The sequence below is a fragment of the Paenibacillus sp. Leaf72 genome (assembly GCF_001422685.1).
Lineage (GTDB): Bacteria > Bacillota > Bacilli > Paenibacillales > Paenibacillaceae > Pristimantibacillus.
The window spans coordinates 114943-141649 of record NZ_LMLV01000033.1 but is presented as its reverse complement, the minus strand read 5'-3'; the positions used below and the strand labels follow the sequence as shown (position 1 = coordinate 141649).

Below are 26707 nucleotides of genomic sequence, written 5' to 3'. Positions count from 1 at the left end.
TTGAAGCTGCAACGGCTGTACGACCAATACGTCAGAAATAATCTGTTTATGAAAATGATTTTGCTGTTTGTTTTGATTACGACGGGGACGATTGTCACCTTCGCTTATTTTATGTATGATTTTATGTCGCAATCGATCGTCCGCAATGAGCTGGAAAACCAGAAAAAAGCGATGGACAGCGTAAACAGCTATATGACCCGCAAATATGATTCTGTCCAGTCCATGATGGTGGATGTATACCGCAATGAGCCGCTGTCGCTGAATTTATCTTATTTTTTGCAAAATCCCTTCGATGACTATATGAAATTCAGGCTCGACCAAAATATCGATGAGACAAGTACGAGTTTGCCGAAAGGGCTCGACTATTTTGATAATAAGCTGGAGGACGACCCGGATATTGAAAATTTGCTGCTGTACAGCTCCAATCGGCAGTTTTTATATGTGTATAAGAAAAATCATGTCACGAGGCTGATTTCGTCCAACGCCTCGCGCTCCTATATTCCCGATGCGATGGCACAGGAAGACACCCGTGTGTCCGTTCCAAATATTTGGGTGCGGCGCGCCATTGAGCAAAGTGATCCCGAGCTGTATGCCTTTCGGCTCCCGATTAATGACAAGCAGACGCTGAAGGGGCTAGGCCAATTGCTCGTCTACTATAAATCGGATCAAATTAGGCAGGCGCTGAAAAATTATGAGGGCCAGCTTAAAGGCTACATTGTTGTGCTGAACCCGGCTGGGGAAGTGCTGTTTGATTCCTCGGATACCTACTACGGAAAAATATATCCCTATATGGATAAGCTGGACACGCTCTATGGAACGGCGATGCTGGAGCAGGAGTCTTATGTCACGACGCTGACGCAAAATCAGGCGGGCTTTATCGTCGTCGGTGTAGCGCCGAAGGCAGAGGTCGCTGCAGCGGCCCACGGGCTGAAGCAGATGATTATGCTGATCAGCGCGCTTTGCATTGCCGTCGTACTGCTGGTGCCGACGCTAGCCGTCGTCAATTTTGCCAAACGGACGAATAAAATTATTCGCTTCATGCGCAAGGTGGAAAGCGGCGAGCTGACCGCGCGCATCCAGGATGACCGGGGCGATGAGCTGGGGCAAATTTCGCGCAGCTTCAATGATATGCTCGATGAGCTGAGCCGCCATATCGACACGGTGTACAAGGCGGAAATCAAGCAAAAGCATACGGAGCTTGCGGCTTTGCAGGCGAGGGTCAATCCGCATTTTCTATATAATACGCTGGAGGTTATTCGCATGCGGGCCGTCTCGCAAGGGGCGAAGGATGTAGGAGAGATGATTTACAGCTTGTCGGTGCTGTTCAAGAGCTTTGTGCAGCCGAAGGGGAGCAACACCTTAAAGGATGAGCTGGAAACGGCGCGCCTTTATTTGGAGCTGTTTCGCATTCGCTATAAGGACAGGCTTTCCTTTGCCATCAGCTGCGAGGAGGGGCTCGGCGACAGACAGGTGATGCGGATGGCGCTCCAGCCGCTTATTGAAAATTATGTCGTACATGGCCTGCGGCCGCGCAGCATGGACAATGAAGTTCAATTGGATGTGCGGCGCAAGGAGGAGCGGATTTGGGTGACGATTGCCGATAACGGCAGCGGCATCAGCAGCAAGCGCCTGGAGGAAATCAGGCAAAGGCTGGCGCTGCCAGAGGAAGCCGGAGGCGGCTCTTTCGGGCTTAGAAGCGTGCATGAGCGGCTGCAATTGCTCTACGGAAGCGAATACGGGCTCGATATCGACAGCAAAGAAGGAGAGGGGACGACGGTCACGCTGTCCTTTCCCTATGACAAGGAGGCAGAGCATGTATAGAGTATTCATTGTGGATGATGAACCGTTCATTATTGATGGACTATATGACATTATTGACTGGTCGGCCTTTGGCCTGGAAATCGTCGGCAGCGCGGAAAATGGCCAGGAGGCACTGGCGGCTTTAATGGATCTGCCCGCAGACATCTTGCTGACAGATATTTCGATGCCGACGATGGATGGCCTCGCTCTCATTCGGGAAGCGCGTAAATTTCGCCCGGATCTTAAAGTTATTATATTAAGCGGTTATAACGAATTCGATTATATAAAAGAGGGTCTCAAGCTTGGCGTTGAAAACTATTTGCTCAAGCCAATTAATCTCGACGAGCTGCAGGAAACGCTCGCGGGCACGATTGACAAGCTGAATGCAAGCAAGGCGGATCGGTTGTTCAGCGAATACGATATTCGTATTTTGCGCGATAATATATTGTATCGCTGGTTGACGGGACGCATTGCGCCCAGTGAGCTGCAGGAGAGAATGGAGTTATTGCAGCTCAGTCTCGACCGGCCCTATGTGGTAACCGCTGTAGTACGGACGGAGGAGACAGGCTCGCCAGCCTATGAAGCGGCTGAGCGATTGGCTGTGCAAGACCCATCGATGCTGCCGTTTGTCGATATCGATGGCGATCTGGTCATCGTATTTATGCTCGATGAGCCAGAGGCGGGCAAGCGCGAGGCGATAGAGAAGCTGCGCGGCATGCAGCCGAAGCTGGCGCAAAGCGCCATGCGCCTCTCCATCGGCAGCGCTGAACCGATGGGGGAAGAAGCACCGCGCAGCTATGCGAATGCGAAGAAAGCGCAGGAATATTTTCTGCTATATGATGACCCTGAAATATTGGATTACGATTTGCTTGTGCAGGCAGGACCGCCAGGGACGGTGAATGAGGCCGCTGCACCGCTCGATTGGCCAACCTTTGCGAAGCTGATTAAGGCAAGGGATGTAGAGAAGCTGCATGAAGCCATTGAGGCCGAATTCGAACGCTGCCACGTTAGGGATGGCATTACCCCTGCTTTTATGCAAAGCATGGCAATTGAGCTGATGATCCGCTTCAAGATGGAGCTCAAGGAAATCAAGCAAGCTGATCAGCCGGAGCTTTATGAGGCGGGCTTTACGAAAATTATGCAGCTTCCTTCGATTGACGGACTGATGGCGGTTGTGAAGGAAGCGGCGACTTTGACGGTGGAATCGCTGCTGAAGGATGTGAAAAGCCCGGTCATTCAACTGGTGCTGAGCGAGGTGCATGAGCATTACGCCCAGCCGTTGTCGCTTAAGCTGCTGAGCCAGCAATATAATATTCATCCGGTTTACCTCGGACATCTGTTCCAGAAGGAGACGAATGAAACGTTCACCGAATATATTAATAAATACCGTATTGGCAAAGCCCAGCAGCTGCTGAAGGAGACGCAGCTCAAGGTGCAGGAAATTGCAGCAACCGTCGGTTATTGGGAGACAGGCTATTTCTACAAACAATTTAAGAAATACGTCGGAATTTCCCCGACGGAATACAAAGGACTACTCTAATCGCTAGATGGAGTAGTTTTTTTCTTTAATTTGTACATCATACCTTTAGTTTGTGGTCTATATGAAAATAGCCGCATCCGTTAATTTAAAACATAGAGTACAGAACATAGATTGGGGAGGAAACAAAATGAGTAACAAGAGAAAAAGATTTATGCCGCTGCTTGCCTTGCTGATGGTTGCATCGCTTGTGCTTGGCGCTTGCGGAAGTAAAAATGAAAGCAGCGGTGAAGAGGGAACAGCTGAAAAACCGGTTGAACTTATCTGGTACACCATTGGTACGCCGCAAAAAGATGTAGATAAAGTTATGGCCGAGGTGAGCAAATACACGGCTGAGAAAATTGGCGTTACAATTAAAATGAACATGGTGGACTGGGGCGATTACGCTCAGAAGCTGCAAGTCATGACAGCGTCCGGCGATCCGGTTGACATTATGTTCACAGCGTCATGGGCATTCGATTATGTGCAAAATGCGAGAAAAGGCGCATTCCTGCAAATCGACGATTTGCTCAAGGAAAAAGGCCAAGGCATCGTTAGCGCATTGGACCCAGCTTTCCTAGAAGGCTCAAAGGTAGATGGCCACAATTATGGCATCCCTGCCAATAAAGAATTGCCAGCACAGGAAGTATGGCGCTTCAATAAACAGCTGCTCGACAAGTACAAGCTGGACATGTCTGGCGTGTATACGCTGGAAAGCCTGGAGCCGCTGCTGAAAACGATTAAAGAAAATGAACCAGACGTATACGCGCTTGCGGTAGATAAGAACCAAATGCCGTATGTGAAATACGACTACATTATTGAGAAGCTGCCAATGGCGGTTGCCCTGGACACGACAGATTACAAAATCGTAAACGTGCTCGACACGCCAGAGATGAAGCAAATTCTCGGCACGATGCACAAATATTACAAAGCAGGCTACATCCCGACGGAAGCTGCAACGATGGATTCCATGACGGATGCGCAAACGACGGGCAAATGGTTTGCAGACCGTGCCACTTCGCAGCCGTTCGCGGACAATCTGTGGTCGGCGAGCTACGGCTACCCGGTAGTATCGACACCAGCGAGCGATGCGCTCATTTACAACTGGTCGGTTATGGGCTCGATGCAAGCTATTTCGGCTAACTCGGCTTACCCAGAAAAAGCGATGGAGTTTCTAAACCTGCTTAATACGGACCCTGTCCTGCGCAATATGATCGATTCCGGTATTGAAGGCGTGCATTACAAAAAAGTGAGCGACACCGTCATGGACAATCTGGACGAGTCGAAAAACTACGATATGCCAACCTTCTCGCTCGGCAATCTGATGATTACGTATTTGAATACGACAGATCCGACGAACAAATGGGAAGAGTTCAAGAAATTTAATGATGCGGGTACAGTAGCCCCGCTGCTTGGCTTCAACTTTGATACATCAAAGGTGACAACCGAAATTGCTTCCGTACAAAACGTAAAAGAAGAGTACTGGGCAGCTCTAATGACTGGTACGGTTGACCCTGAAGTATATTTGCCGCGTGCCAATGAGAAGTTTAAAGCGGCAGGCCTGGATAAAATTATTGAGGAAGCGCAGCGCCAGCTTGATGAGTGGAGAGCCGCGAACGGCAAGTAAAGCGGAAGGCGTGGGGCGAATGGATCGTATTCGCTTCATGCCTTCTCTCATTAATCCGACTGCGAAGAGGTGAAGAAAGTGGGAGCTATAGGACGTTTTTTCAAGGATATGAACAAAAATACCGCTATGCTGCTAATGGTGCTTCCAGCTACAGCCTGGTTTATTCTATTTTCCTACCTGCCGATGGCGGGCATGATTATTGCCTTCAAGGAATACCGCTACAGCCGTAACGGCTTTCTGTCCAGCATTATCGAGAGCAAATGGGTAGGCTTTCAAAACTTCAAGTTTTTGTTTAGTACGAATGACGCCTATATCATTACCCGCAATACGGTGCTGTACAATGTCGTGTTTATTGTACTGGGCCTTGTCATTGCGGTAGCGATGGCGATTATGCTTGCCGAAATTACGAACAAGCGGCTCGCTAAGCTTTATCAAACGGGCATGTTTTTGCCTTATTTCCTATCGTGGGTTATCGTGGGCTACTTCGTCTACAGCTTTCTGAGCTTGGACAGAGGGGTGTTCAACCAAATCGCCGAGATGCTGGGCATGGACCCGGTAAACTGGTATTCGAGCCCGGGTTATTGGCCGGTTATGATTGTCGTCGTCTTCCTATGGAAATCGGTCGGCTATAACAGCGTCATTTATTTGGCAGCCATTATGGGAATCGACAAGTCGCTTTATGAAGCGGCAATGATTGATGGGGCCAACAAATGGCAGCAAATTCGCAATGTGACGCTACCGATGCTGATGCCGCTTATGACCATTCTGACACTGCTGGCGATCGGGAAAATTTTCTATGCCGATTTTGGCCTCTTTTTCCAAGTGCCGCGCGATTCGGGTACGCTCTACAGCGTGACGAACGTTATCGACACTTATGTTTACCGCGGGCTTAAGTCGACGGGAGAAATTGGCATGACGACGGCTGCAGGCTTGTACCAGTCGATTATCGGCTTCATTCTTGTTATTACATCCAATGGCATTGTACGCAAGTTTAATAAAGACAACGCATTGTTTTAGGATGGACGTCAGCAACCTTGCTTAACCAATTTTCTAGGAACAGAAGTCCAAAACAAAAGGGGGAAACGGCTGTGTCTGTTGGAACGATTAAGAGCCGTGATTTTCATAAGCTCTCGCCAGCGTGGAATTTTATTTTTCATGCCGTGGCTGGCATTTTTGCCTTGTTATGCGTATTTCCTTTCCTGTTCGTGACGATTATTTCCTTCACGGATGAGGCGACGCTGGCAAGCAATGGCTATCAGATTATTCCGGAGAAATGGAGTGTGGAAGCTTACCGCTATTTATTCAAGGCAGGCGACCAACTTCTCCGCTCCTATGGCGTGACGATTACGATTACAATTGTAGGCACGATTATCGGTGTCGTATGCTCCGCTTTGTTCGCTTATGCAATATCGCGGCGCAACTTTAAGTATCGCAACTTTTTCGCCTTCTTTGCTTTCTTCACAATGCTGTTTAATGGCGGCCTTGTACCTACTTATATCGTCATGACGCAGCTGCTGGGGCTGAAGGATTCGTTGTGGGCACTCATTTTACCGCTTGCGGTTAATGCCTTTTATATTATGATTTTGCGGACATTTTTCTCGACGATGGTGCCGGATGCGATTATTGAATCAGGCAAAATCGACGGCGCTGGCGAGTTCGGCATTTTCTTCCGCCTTGTTCTGCCATTATCGCTGCCAGGTCTTGCGACCATTGGCCTGTTCTGTACACTAGGCTATTGGAATGACTGGTTTAATGCGCTCCTGTACATTGATTCGCCAAATTTGGTGCCGCTACAATCGATGCTGATGCGGATTGAGAACAGCATGCAGTTTATTATGAAAAACTCACAAAACGCATCGCTAAGCGTAGGCGTTCTGCAATCGATGCCACAGGATACATCGCGGATGGCGATGGTTGTGCTGGCAACCGGACCGATCGTATTCGCTTATCCGTTTTTCCAACGTTATTTCATTCAAGGTTTGACGGTAGGCGCTGTGAAGGAATAAATAATAGTCAAAGGAGCTACACCCACCATGGAACAATTCAGATTGCCAAAAATCCCGCTGCCAGAGCTTGCTCTGCCGCAAGCGGTTCAGCAGGTATTGGAAGAAGCAGAGCAGAAGCTGGCGCACCGCCCGAAGCTGCTTCAGCTGTTCAAAAACTGCTTTCCTAACACACTGGAAACGACGACGAAAAAAATGGATGATGGCACAACCTTCATCATTACGGGAGATATTCCCGCGATGTGGCTGCGCGACTCGGTCGAGCAGGTCATTCATTATGTGCCGCTGGCGAAAAATGATGTTGAGCTGCAGCGTATCATTAGCGGCTTGATCAAGCGCCATATGGCCAATATTCAAATTGATCCCTATGCGAATGCCTTTAATGAGTCGGCCAATGACTGGCACTGGAATACGACGGATGAGACGGACATGTCGCCTTGGGTATGGGAGCGCAAGTTCGAGCTGGATTCGATCTGCTTCTCGATGCGCCTAGCTTATGCGTACTGGAAAGAGACAGAGCAGACCGATATTTTTGACTCCGGCTTTAAGGCAGCGATGCGCCGCATTGTGGAGCTTTGGAAAACCGAGCAGCGCCACTTCGAGCTTTCCCCTTACCGTTTTGTAAGGGACAATGGCATTCCTACCGATTCGCTGCGCAATAGCGGAATGGGCATGCCGGTCAATTATACCGGAATGATCTGGTCGGGCTTCCGCCCAAGCGACGACGCTTGCGACTTCCACTACAACATTCCGGCGAACATGTTCGCGGTTGTGACGCTGCGGCAGATGAGAGAGATGGCCGAGTGGGTATTCCGCGATATGGCTTTTGTGAAGGAGCTCAAGCAGCTTGAAGATGATGTCGAGCATGGCATTCAGCTGTATGGCATTTACCGTCACCCGGAGTTTGGCCCTATTTATGCTTATGAAACGGACGGCTTCGGCAACTATTGCTTGATGGATGACGCTGGAACGCCGGGCTTGCTCTCGATTACTTATTTGGGCTACACGACCGCTGATGATCCAATTTACCAAAACACGCGCAAATTCGCGCTGAGCAAAGAAAATCCTTTTTATTATGAAGGAAAAATCGCCAAAGGCATCGGAAGCCCGCATACGCCGCCAGGCTATATTTGGCATATGGCGCTTTCGATGCAGGGCATTACTGCGGATAACGACGAGGAAAAGCTGGCCATGATCGCCATGCTGGAAGCAACTGATGCCGATACCGGCTTTATGCATGAAGGCTTCCATTCGGACGATCCAGCCATCTTCACCCGGAAATGGTTCGCTTGGTCGAACAGCTTGTTCTCGCAGCTCGTTTATCGGGCGATGAAGGATGGACTGCTATGAGCAAGCACCATGCCATCATTTTTTATGATCCGACCTTTCCGATAGCCTCGGAACCTTCTGCCCAATTAGATGGTCTGCTCGCAGGAGCAGGCCGCGTTGTCCGGGCAGACGAGCTTGCGGATGCGCTTGATACTGCGAAAGAAGGCTGCTTCATTAATATGCATGCCCCTTATTTTCCAAAACAAGCATGGAGCGCGATTATCGGCTATTTGCGGCGCGGCGGCAGCTTGATCAGCTTGGGCGGCGCGCCGTTTAAGCGCCCCGTTCGCCGCAGCGAGGCAGGCGAGTGGCAGGTAGAGTCGGAGCAGACAGCCTATCACCGCGAGCTTCATATTCATGAAATGCTGCCAGTGGCCGCTGCTCCGATAGCTGCGCTTGCAGCAGCGGAGGATCTTCCGCTGCTCGCAGGCAAGGAAGCGCTGTTTAGCGTGACGCCAACTTGGAATCTGGTGCCGCATGTAACGAAAAGCAGCGATTTGCCGCATCAAATGGGCTCTGCCGGGCCAATGGACGCGCATATTTATCCGCTGCTGAAAGGCATTTCCGCCACAGGGCGCGAGGTAGCAGCGCCTGTCGTGCTGTGGGAGAACACGAAGGGAGCTTTCGCAGGCGCACGCTGGCTGTTCATTAACCAGCCGCTGACGAATGCGTTCTGGCTGGAAGGCGGAGCAGTCGAGCTTGGACGCTGGGCCGCTTTTTGCGCCGCTGGCGTAACGGAGCTGTGGCTGAAGCCGAACTATGCTTCTTTCGAGCCGGGCGAACGAGCGATGCTGACGCTGCAGGTGCAGCAGCTTCGCCGCGAGCTTGAGTGTGGTGAGGTTTCGGCATATGAGGAGACAAAGCTCCAGTCAGCTGAAAATGAGGCTGCTCTAGGGCGGCGAACGGCTAGAGTTGGCCAGAATGACTTGTACCCAGCCGCGGAGTGGGATTTTGCTATAACGGTCGAGCATGAAAACTCGCAGCAGAAATGGGCATACCGCTTGCAGCAGAAGGCGGGCAAGCAGCAGCAGATTTTAAGGCTGCCCGTGCCGCTTGAGCTGCAAAGCGGCTACTATAGGGTTGTATGCCGAGCAGAATCGACTTTGGGCGAGGTGCGGATTTTGCGCCAAGGCTTCTGGGGCTTTGACCAGAAGCTGCTCGCTCAGGGAAGCCCGGTGACGAGCGGACGGGATTATTTTCAGAAGGATGGGCGTCCGCTGCCTGTAGTCGGCATGACGTATATGACGTCGGACGTGGCGCGGAAATTTCTGTTTCTACCGAATGCTTCGGTATGGGACCGCGACATGGCGCAAATGCGCAAAGCGGGCATCAACTGGATTCGCACGGGCATTTGGACCGCGTACCGCAATGTGATGCAGGTGGATGGCCATGCGTCAGAAGAGGCACTGCGTTCAATTGATGCTTTTCTGCTGACGGCAAAATGTCATGACTTGCAGGTAACCTTTACCTTCTTCTCCTTTACGCCGGAAACGTGGGAAGGGTTAAACCCTTATCTCGATCCGCGCAGCGTCGAGGCGCAGAAGCGCTTCGTGCGCGCTATCGTTTCCCGCCACAAGCAGACGATGAATGTCGACTGGGATTTGATCAATGAGCCATCGATGTTTGATCCGCCGCGCATTTTCTCGAATGGACCTCGTTCAGCGCGCGACCCTTTTGAACAGAAGGCTTATACCGCTTGGCTGAAAAAGCGTCATGGATCGCTTGCACGGCTCCAAGAGCAGTGGAATATGTCCCCGGAGCAGCTGCCTAGCTATGAAGCGGCTGTGCCGCCGGAGCCGGAAGAAATCAACTTCGATGTGCAGGACATGCACCAAGGGAAAAATGGCACGCGCTGGCTCGATTATGTGCTGTTCTCGATGGACATGCACAATCGCTGGGCGAAGCAATTGTATGAGGCGATCAAAGACGAATGTCCGAACCATATGGTAACGGTCGGCCAGGATGAGGCGCTTGGCGCACAGCGTCCTTCGCCATTTTTCTACGAGGAAGCCGCTGATTATACGACAGTTCACTCCTGGTGGCTCAACGACAATCTCGTGTGGGACAGCTTGTTTGCAAAAACAGCGAACAAACCGAATGTGGTGCAGGAAACCGGCATTATGTATGTGGAGACGCCAGATGGCAGAGCGAAGCGTTCGGAAGCTGAGCTTCACAGCCTGCTGGAGCGCAAATATGCGTATGCTTTTGCGACAGGCGGCGCTGGGGCCGTACAGTGGATTTGGAATACGAACTTCTATATGGACAATGCCAATGAATCGCATATCGGCGCGCTGCGGGCGGATGGAACGGAAAAGCCGGAAGCGGATGTATCGTATGATTTTGGCAGCTTTATGGAGCAAATTCGAGATTTATTCGTGGATCGCCAGCTGGAGGATACGGCGGTATTGTTCCCGTATTCCAACGACTTCTCCAATCGGAAGCTGGCGTTTGATGCGACAACGCGCGCGACGCGGGTCCTTGCTTATGAGCTGAATACGCCATTCCGCGGCGCTTCGGAATATCATCTGCAGGAGCTGGAGGCGAATCCGCCGAAGCTGCTCATTGTGCCGAGTGCGCATAACTTGGAGGATGCCGCATTTGGTCGCCTTATTGCACTTGTAGAGCGAGCGGGCGTTACGTTATTATGGATGGGACCAATAAGCTTGGACGCTTACTGGAAAGCGAGCGATCGCTGCTCTGGGCTGCTTGGCAGGGCGGAGCTGCGCAATGTGCAGCGCGAGGAACAGCTGCGTATTGGCGAAGCCACTTTTCCTGTTTCATATGGCAATCGCCGGATAGCCGAAGTATGGAAAGAGGTTCCGATTAGCAGTGCTGCTTCGAGTGAAGCGGCTGCCGGTGATGCTTCCGCTGTTCATCGAGCAGCAAATGATGGCGACCAACTGGTTGAGCTGGCCGTAGGCAAGGGACGCTTGTTATGGAGTCCGCTGCCGCTGGAGCTGAACGAGCGAACGGAGCCGATTAAGGAGCTGTATCGCTATGCGCTTGACTCGGCAGGCTGCGAGCAGGAGCTGAATTGGCTGCAAGGCGGCCAGCTGCCTGGCGTTTATGGGCGCAAGCTTACATTTAAGAGCGGCGCGCTATTCGTATTCGTATCCGAATCTGGATTCGATGCGAGGATTGAAGTGCAAGACCCGGCGACGGAGGGGCGGTACGCTTTTTCACTGGAAAAGGAACGCTCTGTGCTGTTCGCAACGGATGCAAGCGGTAAGCTGCTCGCCGTCTATCGCCCGCATCAAGTAGAGGTAGCGGTTTCGCTGCCCGATCAACATGAAGAAAGAAGAGGTGCGCAGTAATGGCTTCTAAAAGAAAGGCCCACATTATTTCCCACACACATTGGGATCGCGAATGGTATTTGCCGTATGAGAAGCATCATGTGCTCCTCGTTAAACTGATGGATACGCTGCTTCATACGCTGGATACGGACCCCGATTTCAAAAGCTTTTATTTGGACGGCCAGACGATCATTCTCGAAGATTATTTGCAGGTACGCCCGGAAAATCGGGAACGCCTTGAAAAATATATTAAAGAAGGACGTATTCCGATCGGCCCTTGGTACATTTTGCAGGATGCCTTCCTGACGAGCAGCGAAGCGAACTTGCGCAATTTGCAGCTCGGCCATCAGGATGCGAGCCGTTACGGCATCATTGCGAAGGTCGGCTATTTCCCGGATACCTTCGGCAACATCGGCCAGGCGCCGCAAATTTTGCGTCAAGCAGGCATTGATAATGCGGTATTTGGCAGAGGCGTGAAGCCAACGGGCTTTAACAATACAGTAGCGGATACGGGCTATGAGTCCTCATTCTCCGAGCTGCAATGGGAAGGTCCTGACGGCTCGCGCGTATTGGGCATTCTTTTTGCCAACTGGTATTGCAACGGCATGGAGGTTCCGGTAGACGAGCAAGAGGCGAAAATCTATTGGGACAAAAAGCTGGAGGAAGCCGAGAAGTATGCGGCTACTGGCGAGCTGCTGTTCATGAACGGCTGTGATCATCAGCCTATTCAACAGGATCTTTCCGCGGCGCTGGCGACCGCAAGAAAGCTGTACCCGGATACGGATTTTATCCACTCCAACTTTGAAGATTATTTGGCAGCGGTAAACAGCGGTCTAGATCGCGAGCTTTCGGTCGTGAAGGGCGAGCTGCGCAGCCAACGTACGGATGGCTGGTCTACGCTTGTGAACACGGCTTCGGCTCGTGTTTATTTGAAGCAAATGAATCAGCTTGGCCAAGCGATGCTCGAAAAGGTAGCGGAGCCGCTTGCGACGATTGCGCACAAGCTTGGACAGGAATACCCGCATCATCTGTTTACGTATGCGTGGAAAACGCTAATGCAAAACCATCCGCATGACAGCATTTGCGGCTGCAGTGTGGATGAGGTTCACCGCGAGATGGTCACTCGTTTTGACAAGAGCCGCCATGTTGCTGAAACGATTGTTGCGGATAGTACGCAGGCAATTGCCGAAGCGGTGGATACATCGGTATTCGCTTCTTATGGCGAAGCTGCGCTGCCGTTCGTTGTTTATAATACGACAGGCTGGGATCGCAGCGGTGTTGTTGAAATTGAGCTTGATGTTGAACGTCTGTATTTCCGTGAAGGCTTGCCGCTTCCAGAGGTTAACCGCCGGATGAATGCCGTAGATATTTCAGGCAGAGTTCTTGTAGACCATAACGGCGCAGCAGTTGCTTGCTTTGTGCAGGATTTGGGGCTGCAATTTGGCTATGATTTGCCGGATGACAAATTCCGCCAGCCTTATATGTGCCGCCGAGTTAAGCTGACGTTTGATGCGGTGAACGTGCCGGCGCTTGGACTGTCGTCTTACGCATGGGTGCGCAATGGCGCTGGAGCTGATGCAGCGCCAGCGAGCGAAGCGACTGCGGTTGCAGCGGCTCAGAGTGCGGATTCGGCCGTGCTGGAAAATGAATGGCTGCATGTCGCCATCGGTGAAGATGGTTCGTTCGATTTGACGGACAAGCAGAGCGGTCAAGTGTATCGCGGTCTTGGCGTCTATGAGAACACAGGCGATATCGGCAATGAATATATGTACAAGCAGCCGGATGGCGAGCAGGCGATTACGACGCAAGGCGTGAAAGCAGCGATTCGTCTGGTGGAGCAAAGTGCTTACCGTACAGCTTATGAAATTGTACATGAATGGGCGGTTCCGGCTTCTGCCGATGAAACGTTTGAAATTGAGAAGCAGGAAGCTGTTTATTACCCTGAGCGCAAAGCACAGCGTGTTGCGGACATGGTACCGTTGACGATTAAGACGGTTATTGCGCTTTCCAGCAGCTCCAGAAGCCTAGACTTACAAGCTTCGTTCAATAATCAGGCGAAGGATCATCGCGTGCGCGTATTGTTCCCGACGGATGTAGAGACAGCGGTTCATCATGTGGACTCGATTTTTGAAGTAGCTGTGCGTGACAATGAGCCTTCGGCAGAATGGGAAAATCCGAGCAATACGCAGCATCAGCAAGCTTTTGTTGATGTGAGCGGCGAGCAGGGCGGACTTGTTGTAGCGAACCTTGGCTTGAACGAATACGAAGTGCTGCGCGATGGCCGCAATACGATTGCAGTTACGCTGCTTCGTTCGGTATCCGAGCTTGGCGACTGGGGCGTATTCCCTACACCAGAAGCACAGTGCCTAGGCGAGCAAAGCTTCCGTTTGTCGATCATTCCGCATAACGGCGATGGCGCTTCATCAGGTGCTTATGCGCAGGCGTACCAGTTCCAAGTGCCTTGGACGGTAAGCCAGACAGCGGTTCATGCAGGCGTACTTGCACCAGTTGGCGGATTGCTTGCTTGGGAAGGCGAAGGCGTGGCATTCTCCTCGCTGAAAGTAAGCCAGCAGTCCGGCGATGCTGTGCTGCGCTGGTTTAATATGAAGCAGCAGGCGGCAGAGCTGAGCTTGTCGGATACGGGCTTTGGCGGCGGCAATGCTGATGCGTTCAAGCAGCTTTATAAGAGCGATGTGCTGGAGCGCGTAGGGGAAGCGATTGAAGTGAGCGCAGAGCAGGGGGCAGCCTTGGCGGTTGGTCCTTGTGAGATTGTGACGGTTGGGTTTAAGCTGTAACAAATCAGACATTAGGATTCAAAAAGATTAGAAGGAAGGCCCTTATTGCCTGTAGTGTTGAGGCATAAGGGCCTTTTTGTGCTGTTTTGAGAAAACTATTAGTTTGGATGAGTTTTTTCGAAGAAGAATGAGATAGGTTGAGAAGGAGTGGAAATAGCAGATTACGTACATAAGGAATATTTTTATGATACGACATAAAACGACAAACAATTGAAGAAATGTGACTTATAATCTAGGAATAAAGAGTAAATTTTGTCGTTAGTTGTAACATATGGGGTGTAGTTAGGCCGAATTCACTACTTTTAACTTTAACAGGTTGAGAAGGAGGAGGCAGTCGGGCTGATTACCTCCTAATAACTATAAATTATTTGGAGGTTTTGAGTTTTGAAAACATTGTTTAAGGGGTGTTTATTTGGATAACACAAAGTTTTTCAATTTTAAATTTGTAAATAGAAAATTAGAACAAGAAAAACTAAAATCTTTTTATAATCATGAATTATCCTCAAATGTAATGTGGCTTTCTGGACCTAGCGGAGTAGGAAAATCCTATTTGATTGAACATACTTTAAAAAAAGTATCGAATCAAAAAATAATTCGGCTTGATCTGTCTAGTGCAGACCAAAATATTAACTGTCTTAAACAATTATTAAGTTTACTCCAAGAGAGCACAAAGATGTCCTTTAAGGATTTTATCAAAAACAATTACACTTCCGCCCTTGATATTACAAAAAATGTTATTAGTATATTTTTTAAAACAAAAGGAATAGAAGTAGATATAGATGGTTTGTTGAATTTTGTTTTTGATAAAACTATTGCATTTGTTGAAAGCGAAAAACAAAAACATCAATCAGGATTTATAGTAATACAAAATTATATTAATCATATCCTCTCTGATGGAAACATGATTATATACATTGATAACTTTACGAATTGTGATAGTAAGTCATTAGAAATTATTTCAGAATTGCTTGGTTCATACATAGGTAATTCTAAAATTTGCTTCCTGCTCACCACAACAAACGAAAAATTCAATGAAAGAACTGATATTTCCAAAATACTTATTGAGAAAATTAAACTTGAACATTTAAAAATAAATCCGTTCACTAATCAAGAATATTTTAATGAGATACTGCTTCATATTTTTGATTTAAATCATACTGATGATGAAGATCTATCCGCTCTTTTTTCTGCATGTGAAGGTTCACCGGAAAAATTACGGTCAACACTACGCAACTTATATTATCATGACGGCATTACAGGGTCCGTAGAGAAAAATAATGCAAGAATTGTAGCTGAAAAATTCAAAGAAATTATATCAAAGAAAACTACATCTCTTGATGTAGATAAGCTATCAGAAGTAGAAAAGATGATCTTAAGAGGGATTCTTGGGTTTGGAAAAATAATTAATACTAACGTGTTAGAGGAAATTACACGCTTTCTGAACGAAAAACTGTTTAAAATGAGTGAAATAACACATATAGATTTTTTGATGTCTTTAGAAAAATTAAGCAACACTAAAATTATTAATATCTCAATTGAAAATAATGTGAAAAAAGTGCGAATAGAACATGATTTAATTTATCGAGCATTGATAATGCGATTAGAGAGTCCTATTTACCAACCTCTAGTAAATTTCCATTTATATAATTTCTTAGAAACGAATGTTGTATTTTTGACGGAAAATAATTTATCGAATGACGATATTAGCTATCTAATTGCATGGCATGCATTTAGGGGCGAAGTAAGCAATTGGGAGGAGATAAATCTTAATTATGGTTTAAGCAGGTTTCAAAATAACCAGTTTAACGATGCTATATTAATATTTGACAGACTAAAAGCCCATTTTAGAAACTTTACGAGTGAGAACTTACTTGAAATTGCTACTTGTTATTATGAAAATGGTAAATATGCTGATGCAAAAGATATATTTAATTTCATAGATGCAGAATCTCTAGAAATAAAACTTCGTTACAATTATTATTATTTTTATGGAAAGACTGAAAACATGCTGATGAATAAACAAGTAGCAATTAATTATTTTCAGCAAGCTTTAAATAATGCTGAAGGGGAACAAGAAAAGGAAATCATGTCACTAAACATGAAGCAACTAGCATTACTAGAGACGCCCGATGGTCGGGAAGGCGCCTTGAAAATATTTAATGACATAGCATTAAACTTAACAGAAGAGCGTATGCAGAGTAGAGCAACTGGTTATTTATTAAGAACATGTATAAACTTCTATAGCGGCAATAAAGCTATTGATTTTTTAGAGGCTGCTGAGAAGATTGCTGAACTTAATCAAGATAGCGTTGAGAAAGCATTTATACAAAACAATAAGGGTTTTGAATGGTTCAAACAAAACAAATCTAAGGAAGCTTGTGATGCTTTTAACAAGTCAATTGAGTTGCTTTCGCCAATCAAAATTCACGAAATATCATACCCGTTAAACAATCTTGCTATTTGCTCAATGGTAAAAGGAAAATATGCTGAAGCAATTAAGTATTTGAACAAAGCAAAATTCTGGAACAATTCAAGGTACGCCGAGTTGACTATAAAAACTCATTTAGCTGTTTGTTACAGCCAAGAGAAAGAATATGAAAAGGCTGGGACAGAGACCGATAAGCTCTATGAAATAATCAAATCAGGAAATGTTATAGATTCTACTATCATAAGAAAGATATGCATAAACTTGGCGATTATAAATAAACAGTTAGGCAAAATTGATCTGGCTAAGGAATGTATTGAAATGGGTTACGCATATGCGAAAAACACGTCTACAGCTTATAGAGCGAATCAACTCATTAAAGAATTGTCCCCCCACTTTGCTGGTATAAACACTACCAGTGAAACTGGGGGTACATATTGTGCAGAAGCTATTTTTGAACCTTGGTTTATTACATTTACACATGATTGAAGTTTTTAGAACCTGCTTAAAACTGATTCTATATAATATTGTAAGACATCTTTAAAGGAAATGTTTCTTTTACTGCAAATAAAACCAACTTCACTGCTTGTACTAATCCTTGGAACTGAATTAATTTCTAGGAAGTATATATCACCTGAATCTGTAACACGATAATCAATTCTACAAATATCTATAGCACCAATATGTGCAGCAATTTTTTCAGACGTTAATTGAATTTTTGTGACTTGTTCAGAAGAAAATACTTCCTCTCCAATTAAGCGTGTGGACAGCTTATTAGCTTTTTCATATATTCCAAATACTTCTCTATAATTAATAAGTCCCTGATGTGATTGAATGACAATAACTTCATTTAATTTGATATCATTTTTATTACCTATAACTAGATTAGTAACGTCATATCCGGCAATATATTCTTCTATAAGAACCTCTTCAAATTCTGCTAACAAATTTTCGATTTGCAAGTGCGCTTCTTCAATAGTATCGCAAACACTTTTTAAAGTGATGCCTAGAGAGGAACCTTCTGTATTAGGTTTTACTATAATTGGAAAATTCAAGCGCTTAAAAAGCTCAGCCTTCAATTGGGTATGTTTATTTATGAGAAAACCGGCTGGAATAAGGACATCAAGCTCATTTAATGCAAGCTTTGAGTAATGTTTATTGTTCATAAGGGCTGCTACAAAGGGAGGAGAACCACTATATTTTACTTTTAGGATCTCACACAACATGGGTACCTGAACTCGACTGTAGGATTGATTGAGTCCATCAGAAAGATTAATAAATATTTTATCTTCATAACGATTATTGTTTTGACTAGCTTTTAGTAGTTCAGGAACTCCACCGAAAATATTACAAGGGTACCCTATCTCATTAATGGCATCAAGTATTTCAAGTACACTGTCTTTTTTTGGATGATCATTAAAAACTTCTACACCATCAACGAATTTCGAAGGAAATGATTCTCTAAAATCACAAACTAGTTCGATTTGAAACACAACAAAACCTCCAAATAATTTATAGTTATTAGGAGGTTTTTTCTCAGATTTCAAGGCTATTTCGAGGGTTATATTTAGTTAGAACTTGTTTTTTACGTTCGATGGACACTTCGGTGTAGATTTCGGTGGTGCTGACGCTGGAATGGCCGAGTATTTCTTGGACGGAGCGCAAATCGGCGCCGTTATTGAGCAAGTGAGTAGCAAACGTATGACGCAAGTAATGCGGTGTTGCTTTTTCATTGATTTTCGCTATATCCCTGTACTTATAAAAAATATCCTCAATCGCATAGATGGATAAAGCATTGCCGTATTTGTTAATGAAAAAAGCTTTTGCTTTAGGTTCCAGCTGTGACCGAAGCGATAGCCAGCGCTCCAGCTTATGAATCACCTCATGGCTTGCTATGTAGAGCAGGCGTTCTTTTCGGCCTTTGCCGTAAATCAGCAGCGTTTGCTCTTGAAGATTAAGATCCTCAAGCTGAATGCCAACTAGCTCCCCAATGCGTATTCCTGTGGCAAATAGGAGCTCTATAATGGCGGAATTGCGGCTGCTCATAATTTTGCGATAATTAGTGCGTGGATTTAGCATTTCTTTCTCTGTCGTTTGTAGTAAGGTAGTCACATCTGCTATCGTTAAAGTTTTGGGAATCCGCTTTGAAAGCTTGAAGCTGGATCTGCCAATGGCACTAGGTAATTCAAAGACAACACCTTGTGTAGTCAAATATTTGATAAAAGCTTTTATGGTAAAATGCTTACGTTTAATGCTCGTTTCTTTCATTTGCTTAGCCTGCAACGATTGGAAATACGAATTGACATGCTGGGGCTCGATATCGCCTTGGGCGGAATCGCTAATCCATTTAATGAGGTCGCTTAGATCATAATAATAGGCCTTTATCGTTTTGTCGGTTAAATTGCGTTCCATCTTAATTTGCTGCAAATAAGATTGTGCATAGGCAGATAGATCGGTGACGTTCAAAGTTGCATTCCTCCGCTAGTTGTCGATTTTGCTATTGTAACACCCCGCATAGCCTTCTGTCGTTTAGCCATAGGAATGTATCGCTCAAATCGGAAATTTAGCAGAGCAAGTAAAATAAATTCCTCCTGAAAAAAAGGTATCTCCCCAGAAGCTTTCTCTAGGGAAATGCCTTTTTGTATATTCGTTTAATGCTTGTATAGCTTGACGATCCAAGGTGAACGAAAAAGAGAATATCTCTGGCTAGGGGGCAGCATGGGTAGGAGGCGCTATTGTTTTTGGCGGACGCTAGTGGACTCTCATTAATATCATTGCACATAAGAATCGTTATCAGTAGTATATAGGGAGAAGTCGAAAAATCATCGACGTAACAGCAACGGGTGGTGACGGAGTGAAATTAAACGAACATATGTTAATTTGGACGTCTGCTTCAGTTAAGCTGATGGATGTCAGACATATAAATATAACCAGTGACGGTGAGCTTAGGTCATATCTGCTGCCTGCCAACGGGTTTCTTTTTGCTATTCGCGGTTCAGCACAAATTACGCTTGATGATGTGGATTATGCCGTGAGCGGCATGTTTGTGCTGCATGGCGGCAAAGGAATGTGCCTGAACATACAGCCAAAGGAAGGGCGGTTCGAATATTATCTTATATTGTACAAAGCCTGGTTTCCGCCACAGGCAAACCCTGAAATTCGCAGTATCATGACCGCAGGAAATCCTTTGCAGATTCAATATGGTTATGCTCCTTTGTATCCATTGTCGTTGTATGAGAAGCTGGAGCGAACGGCCCAAGAGTGGCTGACGCCCGGTGATCTTGAGCTGCTGCATGCAAGGACATTGTTTTATCAATTCGTATATGAGCTTGTAAGCCAACTGCGCGAACAGGATGTTCGAATCATTCGGGCAGACCCGGCTGAGCAATTGCTAAAATATTTGCATGACCATTATACTGAGCCGTTGACGATGGAATTGCTGGCATCGATGCTGGATTGCAGTCCCAGCCATTTATCGCGAATGTTCAAGCAGCGCACGGCATGCAGCCCCATTGAATATATGATTCGCTTGCGGATTACCAGAGCCAAAAGCCTGCTTGAAAGTACAGAAGCAACGCTGCAAGAAATAGCCTTAAACATCGGCTATACGGATGTGTATTATTTTAGCCGCATCTTCAAAAAACAAACCGGACAATCTCCTGTTCACTATCGTCAAACCTATCTTGATTTGAATACTAAGCAGCATAATCCATCCCTCATGCTTAAATCATCCATTGTTCCTCATAAGCTTAAACGGTATATTAATAAGCGCAGTGATAACCATTATCAATATACAAACAAGGGAGCTTTTGAATTGATCAGAAACAGAAAACAATCAACCGCCTTAACTTTGCTGCTTAGTTTTACTCTACTTCTAAGCGCATGCTCAGGGTCAGTGAACAGTACCAACTCTGTTGCAAATTCTGGTTCAGCCTCGAGCGCAGCAGTTAGTGGTAACAATGGACAGGTGGACACAAATCAGAACTCGACAGCTTCAGCAACGGTAACGTACACAGGTGCAGATGGCGAGGTCGATATCCCCCGAAACCCGCAAAGAATAGTTGTTTTGACCCATGCCTACGTTGGATATTTCATGGCGCTTGGCATTAATCCGGTTGGAGCGCCAACAATGACGATGGGAAATCCTTATTATAAAGGACAGATCGACGATGTAGAGGATATTGGATCTCCGGCTGCTTTTGATGTTGAAAAGATTATCACCTTAAATCCAGATCTTATCATTGCTATTAAAGGTACAGATAAACTGGAAGACATGAGTAAAATCGCGCCAGTCGTAACGATAGAATACGGTAAGAAAAACTATAAAGAGCAATTGCTTGAATTCGGTAAATTAACGAATCGTATCGATAAAGCCCAACAATGGGTCGATGCTTGGGAACAAAAAATTGCCGAATATAAACCACAGGTTATAAAGGCAGTCGGTGACCAAACCGTATCTGTCCTCAGCCAGTATGATAAAAGTGTGTATGTCTATGGTGAAGGCTATGGCAGGGGAACAGAAATTTTATATGATGAATTCGGGCTGCAGGCCCCTCCAGCATTCGATCTGAAGCTTGGTTGGGCGGAAATATCGCTTGAGAAGCTGTCTGAGTTTGCTGGCGACTATATCTTTACATCACCGGATGCGACCGGAACCGCTGATACAAGCCCTATGTATGATAGCGATTTGTGGAAGGGGCTTCCTGCAATTAAAAATAATCGGGTGTTTTATCTCGACAAGGATTCTGCAGCCTTTAACGATCCTATCACACTGGAAGCCATGCTGCCGATTATTGTCGATAGCCTGACTGCTGCTGCTGGGGAAAACAACTGAACACAAGTGAACGGAGCAGCTCAAAAGTAATTAAGCGTTTCAGCTTAATCGATTGCCAATGGATGGCGGTAAAAATAATTAACAGATGATGACCCTTTCATTTCGAAAAAAAGAAGGTATCTTCCCCAAAGCTTGCGCTAGGGGGAGATACCTTCTTTCCCATTTTACAGCGGTCATTTTAAAATGGCTACCCAGCTGTTGTCCTGCCCCCAGAGCGGCTATCCGCCCGCTCTTTAATAAGGTCAGCTGTAAGCTGGCCCGACAACGTAACCATCGGCACACCGCTGCCGGGATGAGTGGAGCCGACGACGAAATACAAATTGTCCAGCAGCTCGCTTTTGCTCGGAATTTTGAAGCCGCCGTTCAGCTTGCGGTCGGTGACAACGCCGTAGATTGAACCACCGTTGGCGCCATAAAGCTGCTCCAAATCATTAGGCGTAAAGTTGTATTCGAACGTAATGTGCGAGCGCAGGTCATCCAGTCCCATTCGCTCCAGCTTATCCAGCACAAGCTCGCGGTACGTCTCTTTGTAAATCTCCCAATCCTCGCCTGGCTTAAGCGGGGGAACATGGGTGAGCACGAATAAATTTTGCTGTCCCTCAGGCGCCTGTGTCGAGTCGGAAATGCTGGACACCCCAATATAGACGGTCGGATCAGGCGAAGGGATGCCGGAGACGAACACATCCTGGAACTCCCGCTCTGGATTGCGCGAGAACAGGAAGTTGTGATGGCGCAGCTGGTCATAGGTTTTATCGATGCCAAGCAGCAGCACGAGGCCGGATACGGTTGGAGCATATTTTCTCATGCCGCCTGTCGCTGCGGCAGCTCCCGGATGGTGGCCGAGCAGCTTGCGATGGGTCGGAATCGCCTCCAAATTGGAGACGACGAGATCGGCGGCAAGCACCGTGCCATCTGCAAGTGTAACGCCCGTTGCTGCCTTGCCCAGCGTATTGATTGCTGCGACAGGCGCATTCGTCCGCACCTCCACGCTAAGCTCGCCCAGCAGCTTCAGCATGCCCAGCGCAATATTATACATGCCGCCCTTGACGTAATAAATGCCGAGTCCAAGCTGCACATGGATGAGCTGAGAAAGCACGGCTGGGGCTGCATAAGGCGATGAACCAATATACATAATGAAAAAATCAAACAGCTGGCGCAAGCGCTTGTCTTTGAAAAAGCGGCTCGTGCTCTGATGCATCGTGCGAAGCGGGTCCATCGCCAGCAGTTCCTTCATGCTATGCTGCCCCCGCAAGTCCTGCAGGCCGCTGAGGCTTTTTCCATAGACGCTCTTCATGCTGAGCTCATACATTTGCTGGCAGTATTGCAAATAGGCCAGAAAGCCCTTGGCATCCTCTCGCGCTACGCTGCTAAGCTGCTCCAGCATCATTGGCAGATCGCCAGTCACGTCAAGCTGCGATCCATCCTCGAAAAAAGTCCGCCACTGCGGCTCCACCCGTTCCAGCGTCATATAGTCCTCCAGACGTCTGCCCGCACTAGCAAACAGCTGCTCCAGCACCCAGGGCATCGTCAAAATCGACGGGCCCGTATCAAAGGAAAAACCTTTGCCCGAGCGGATATTCAGCTTGCCGCCTGCACGTTCCTGCTGTTCCAGGACGGTGACATGATTGCCGTCAACCGTTAGCCTGATGGCAGCGGATAGGCCGCCCAAGCCTCCGCCAATTACTACGATTTTTTTACTCATCGCTCGTTTCCGCCTCCCTGTTTACTAAAGCCAAATGGATATTTTTAAAAACTTGGTTATATAAACGAAAAAGATGTTTTATAATATACCTTAGGGTTAATTAATAGTTAGCTAGCTTCAAATCTAGCAGTTACATTCCTGTAGGTCCTGTATTTAAGGTGTTGCCCATTATTGGCGAATTAAAACCTGCTAGGATCATTTTGCCAATCGTATAAAGGCGGCCCTTGCTGGGGGGATTAAATGATGCAAGAAATGTTTGCTGCCCGCGCAGCAGCTCCGAGCTGGAGGGCGCTTCCTGTGCGGGATAGAATTCAGCATATCCGCTCGGTGCGGCAGCTGCTCGTTCGCGATTTGGACGAGTGGATTGCGCTGCTTGGCCAAGAGGCAGGCAAGACCCCGATGGATGCGCTGACGACGGATTTGCTGACGGTCATTCAAGCTATTTCTTATTATGAAAAAAATACGACCAAGCTGCTGCGTTCCCGCCGCGTTCGCACCCCGCTGTGGCTCGCAGGCTCCTCCTCGCACATTACATATGAGCCTTGCGGCGTGGCGGCTATCATTGCCCCGTGGAATTTCCCGCTTCAATTGACGCTCATTCCGGCACTCGCGGCAGCTGCTGTAGGGAATACGGTGCTGCTCAAGCCATCGGAGAAGCTGCCGCTGCTAAGCAAGCGCATTGCTGCGCTAATCGAGGAAGCTGCATTTCCGCCAGGTGTCCTTCAATTGGTTGAAGGCGGGAAGGCGGAAGCGGAGCGCTTAATTGATGCACGGCCTGACAAGCTATGGTTTACCGGAAGCGAAGCGGCTTGGCGCAGTGTGCTGGCGCGAGCAGGGGCGCAGCTCATTCCTTGCGTGCTGGAGCTTGGCGGCAAGGACCCGATGATCGTATGTTCCGATGCCCACATAGAGAGAGCCGCTCGCGCAGCGGTATGGGGTGCTTTTTTGCACAGCGGGCAGGTATGTATTAGCGTGGAACGGGTTTACGTTCATGAAAGCATTTATGCAGCCTTTCTGGCCGCGGTCGTCGCTTATACGCGGGAGCTAAGGCAAGCCGAAGGCGGTTCTTGGTCCGAGATTGGAGCATTAGCCACGGAAGAAGGCTGGCATAAAGTGAAACGGCTGCTGGACGATGCTGTAGCCAAAGGCGCCAGCATTGCGGCAGGAGGGCTGCCGCCCGGAGCGGAGCCGCCGCTGTTTCCGCCGACCGTACTCACCGGAGTGACGGAGGAGATGCAGCTTATGCAGGAGGAAATTTTCGGCCCGCTGCTGCCGATTATGGCCTTTCAGTCAGAGGAGGAAGTAATCCGGCTGGCAAATGCTTCGCCTTATGGGCTTAGCGCAAGCATTTTTACGGCTAATCGAAAAAAAGGGCTAGCGTTCGCAGCCCGGCTGGAGACGGGAAGCTGCTCGATTAATGACGTTGTAAGGCATATTGGCAACATGCATTTGCCCTTTGGCGGGGTGAAGGCGAGCGGCTTCGGCCGTACGCATGGCGAAGAAGGGCTGCTTGCCTTTTGCCGCTCAAAGTCGGTCATGGTCAATGCTGGGCGCAGAAGCTCGCAAATCAATTGGTTTCCTTACCGGGAGCAGGCATTTAGCGGCCTAAAGCAGGCAATTGGCTATATGTACGGGAGAAGGAGGGGGAAGCGATGAGTTTCTCGATCATTTGGGCTGTTTTCGGCTGGCTGTGCGGCCTGCTGCTGCAAAATCGGGTAAGCCGGCTGCCGGATTGGGACATTCATGAGGGAGATGAATGGAATGGGGCAGATGATGCGAACGGAGCAGGCATGAAAAATAGCGCTGTTCCGATCTCCATTTCTGTCATCATTCCGGCACGCAATGAAGCGGCTAATATCGGCAAGCTGCTGCACGCCTTGCAGCGGCAGAAGCTAAGTCATGTAGAAGTAATCGTTGTCGATGACGGCTCGGAGGATGCAACGGCAAGCCTTGCTGCCGCGAATGGCGCCCTTGTCATTCGGGCGGAGGAGATGCCAGACGGCTGGATCGGCAAAAGCTGGGCTTGCTGGACGGGAGCCAAAACAGCGCAAGGCGAGCTGCTTGTTTTTCTGGATGCGGATGTGGAACTGGAAAAGGATGCTTTACAACTGCTGGCCGCCAGCCAGAAGGAGGCTGGCGGACTCGTATCGGTGCAGCCTTACCACCGAATGGAGCGTGCTTATGAGCAGCTGTCTGCTTTCTTCAATCTGATTGTCATCGCTTCGGTTGGCGACGGCGACAGCCGGGCGGGAGCGTTTGGGCCTTGCCTCATATGCCGCCGGGATGACTATTTCCGCATCGGCGGGCATGAGGCAGTACGGGGCAAAGTATTGGAGCATTTCGAGCTGGGGCGAGCCTTTAGCTCTGATCAAATGCCGGTGTCCAATTTTATGGGCTGCGAAAAAATTTCCTTTAGAATGTACCCGGACGGCCTGAACAGCATGTTCCGCGGCTGGAGCAAAAGCTTCGCAGCAGGCGCTGCATCGAACGCGCCCTTCGTAGCCTGCGCTGTATCGCTGTGGCTGGCCGGAGCCGTATCGGCTGTGACCCTTATGCTTGCTTCAATTGGGGGGCAGGTCGAGGCGGATTATTGGCTGCTGGGAACAGGCGTCGCCTGCTATGCGGCATACAGCTTGCAGCTCGGGCTATGGCTGCGCAAAACCGGGAGTTTTAAGGGCTGGACAGCACTGCTGTACCCATTGCCGCTCAGTTTGTTTCTGTTATTTTTCGCTTATTCGCTGTTCTCGACCTTCATTAGGAGGAAGGTTTCTTGGAAAAGGCGAGTCGTTTCAATGGGCAGCCGGGAACGAGGCAAGCTATGAGCGCGCAGGCATTGCCGTCGCTGGCTGTGCTCGCTCTGAATATTGGCGGATGGCTGCTCGTCCATCTCGGCGTCTCCTATTTTCATACGAGCTTGCCAGAGCGCTGGTTTGCAAGACCAGAAGCAGGAGCAGGAGCAGGCGGGACAGTGCGCAAAGCGGAGCGCAGCAAGGAGAAGCGGCACTTCGGCAGAGGAGCAGAGCCGAAGCAGCCTGATAAAAGCGGCGAGGAGCGTTTCTACGAGCAGGTGCTGTTCATCCGCTCCTGGAAGGACAGCGTGCCGGATGGCAGCTTTTTGTTCCGCAGGGGATTCCAGAAGAAAAGGCTTGCTAAGCGCGGCCAAGCCTATTACCAGGAGTACATGGGGGAAACGCTCAGAGGCGAATGGACGCACTGGCTGTCCATCGTGCCCGCGCCGTTATTTTTCATCTGGAACGAGCCTTTGTATGGCTATTTAATGGTAGGCTACGCGCTGGCGGCCAATTTGCCGTTTATAGCGATTTTGCGATATAACCGGCTGCGGCTCAGGCGAATTTGCGGATCGAGCCGTCTATGACGGGCAT

16 protein-coding genes are annotated in these 26707 nt (G+C 48.2%); 13 read left to right on the top strand and 3 right to left on the bottom strand.

The features are described from left to right. The 9 genes from ASF12_RS27950 (at position 1) to ASF12_RS27910 (ending at position 17277) form a co-directional block, all read left to right on the top strand. Positions 1-1821, top strand: a complete 1821-nt coding sequence (locus tag ASF12_RS27950) for a sensor histidine kinase (RefSeq protein WP_056041734.1) — start codon at positions 1-3, stop codon at positions 1819-1821. After that, a complete protein-coding gene (locus tag ASF12_RS27945; protein WP_056041732.1) occupies positions 1814-3340 on the top strand; it encodes a response regulator transcription factor in 1527 nt (508 codons plus the stop codon). The genes ASF12_RS27950 and ASF12_RS27945 overlap by 8 nt, the downstream gene beginning before the upstream one ends. A 127-nt stretch (positions 3341-3467) precedes the next feature. Next, entirely contained in the window at positions 3468-4943 is a 1476-nt protein-coding gene (locus tag ASF12_RS27940; RefSeq protein ID WP_056041730.1) for an ABC transporter substrate-binding protein, read from the top strand. Between the two features lie 108 nt (positions 4944-5051). After that, entirely contained in the window at positions 5052-5960 is a 909-nt protein-coding gene (locus ASF12_RS27935) for an ABC transporter permease (protein WP_056042068.1), read from the top strand. Between the two features lie 71 nt (positions 5961-6031). Continuing rightward, positions 6032-6949 carry a carbohydrate ABC transporter permease gene (locus ASF12_RS27930; RefSeq protein ID WP_056041728.1) on the top strand — a complete coding sequence of 306 codons (918 nt, stop codon included), beginning with the start codon at positions 6032-6034 and terminating at the stop codon, positions 6947-6949. Positions 6950-6976: 27 nt separating this feature from the next. After that, complete coding sequence (locus ASF12_RS27925) at positions 6977-8296, top strand: glycoside hydrolase family 125 protein (protein ID WP_056041726.1); 1320 nt, start codon at positions 6977-6979, stop codon at positions 8294-8296. Further along, the gene (locus tag ASF12_RS27920; protein WP_056041723.1) at positions 8293-11589 is read left to right on the top strand and encodes a beta-galactosidase; all 3297 of its coding nucleotides are present in this window, start codon (positions 8293-8295) and stop codon (positions 11587-11589) included. The genes ASF12_RS27925 and ASF12_RS27920 overlap by 4 nt, the downstream gene beginning before the upstream one ends. Continuing rightward, the gene (locus tag ASF12_RS27915; protein ID WP_056041721.1) at positions 11589-14363 is read left to right on the top strand and encodes an alpha-mannosidase; all 2775 of its coding nucleotides are present in this window, start codon (positions 11589-11591) and stop codon (positions 14361-14363) included. Before ASF12_RS27920 ends, ASF12_RS27915 begins: the two co-directional genes overlap by 1 nt. A gap of 412 nt (positions 14364-14775) precedes the next feature. Further along, positions 14776-17277, top strand: a complete 2502-nt coding sequence (locus ASF12_RS27910; protein ID WP_056041720.1) for a tetratricopeptide repeat protein — start codon at positions 14776-14778, stop codon at positions 17275-17277. Between the two features lie 5 nt (positions 17278-17282). On the opposite strand, the gene ASF12_RS27905 is transcribed toward ASF12_RS27910, so the two are convergent. Both ASF12_RS27905 and ASF12_RS27900 read right to left on the bottom strand, forming a co-directional pair. Continuing rightward, positions 17283-18281 carry an ATP-binding protein gene (locus ASF12_RS27905; RefSeq protein WP_056041718.1) on the bottom strand — a complete coding sequence of 333 codons (999 nt, stop codon included), beginning with the start codon at positions 18279-18281 and terminating at the stop codon, positions 17283-17285. 43 nt (positions 18282-18324) lie between these two features. Then, the gene (locus ASF12_RS27900; protein WP_327204954.1) at positions 18325-19254 is read right to left on the bottom strand and encodes a tyrosine-type recombinase/integrase; all 930 of its coding nucleotides are present in this window, start codon (positions 19252-19254) and stop codon (positions 18325-18327) included. 388 nt (positions 19255-19642) lie between these two features. On the opposite strand from ASF12_RS27900, the gene ASF12_RS27895 reads away from it, so the two are divergent. Then, the gene (locus tag ASF12_RS27895) at positions 19643-21622 is read left to right on the top strand and encodes an AraC family transcriptional regulator (protein WP_056041716.1); all 1980 of its coding nucleotides are present in this window, start codon (positions 19643-19645) and stop codon (positions 21620-21622) included. Between the two features lie 187 nt (positions 21623-21809). Here the strand turns inward: ASF12_RS27895 and ASF12_RS27890 are convergent, their stop codons facing one another. Further along, on the bottom strand, positions 21810-23324 hold the full coding sequence (locus ASF12_RS27890; protein WP_056041714.1) for a phytoene desaturase family protein: 1515 nt from the start codon (positions 23322-23324) through the stop codon (positions 21810-21812). A gap of 240 nt (positions 23325-23564) precedes the next feature. Between ASF12_RS27890 and ASF12_RS27885 the strand changes: the two genes are divergently transcribed. From ASF12_RS27885 to ASF12_RS27875, 3 genes are read left to right on the top strand one after another with little or no spacing between them, the layout of a single operon-like run. Beyond that, the gene (locus ASF12_RS27885) at positions 23565-24980 is read left to right on the top strand and encodes an aldehyde dehydrogenase family protein (RefSeq protein WP_081419093.1); all 1416 of its coding nucleotides are present in this window, start codon (positions 23565-23567) and stop codon (positions 24978-24980) included. Then, positions 24977-26146, top strand: a complete 1170-nt coding sequence (locus tag ASF12_RS27880) for a glycosyltransferase (protein WP_056041709.1) — start codon at positions 24977-24979, stop codon at positions 26144-26146. The genes ASF12_RS27885 and ASF12_RS27880 overlap by 4 nt, the downstream gene beginning before the upstream one ends. Beyond that, positions 26095-26700 carry a hypothetical protein gene (locus ASF12_RS27875; RefSeq protein WP_056041707.1) on the top strand — a complete coding sequence of 202 codons (606 nt, stop codon included), beginning with the start codon at positions 26095-26097 and terminating at the stop codon, positions 26698-26700. Before ASF12_RS27880 ends, ASF12_RS27875 begins: the two co-directional genes overlap by 52 nt. Positions 26701-26707: the final 7 nt, after the last annotated feature.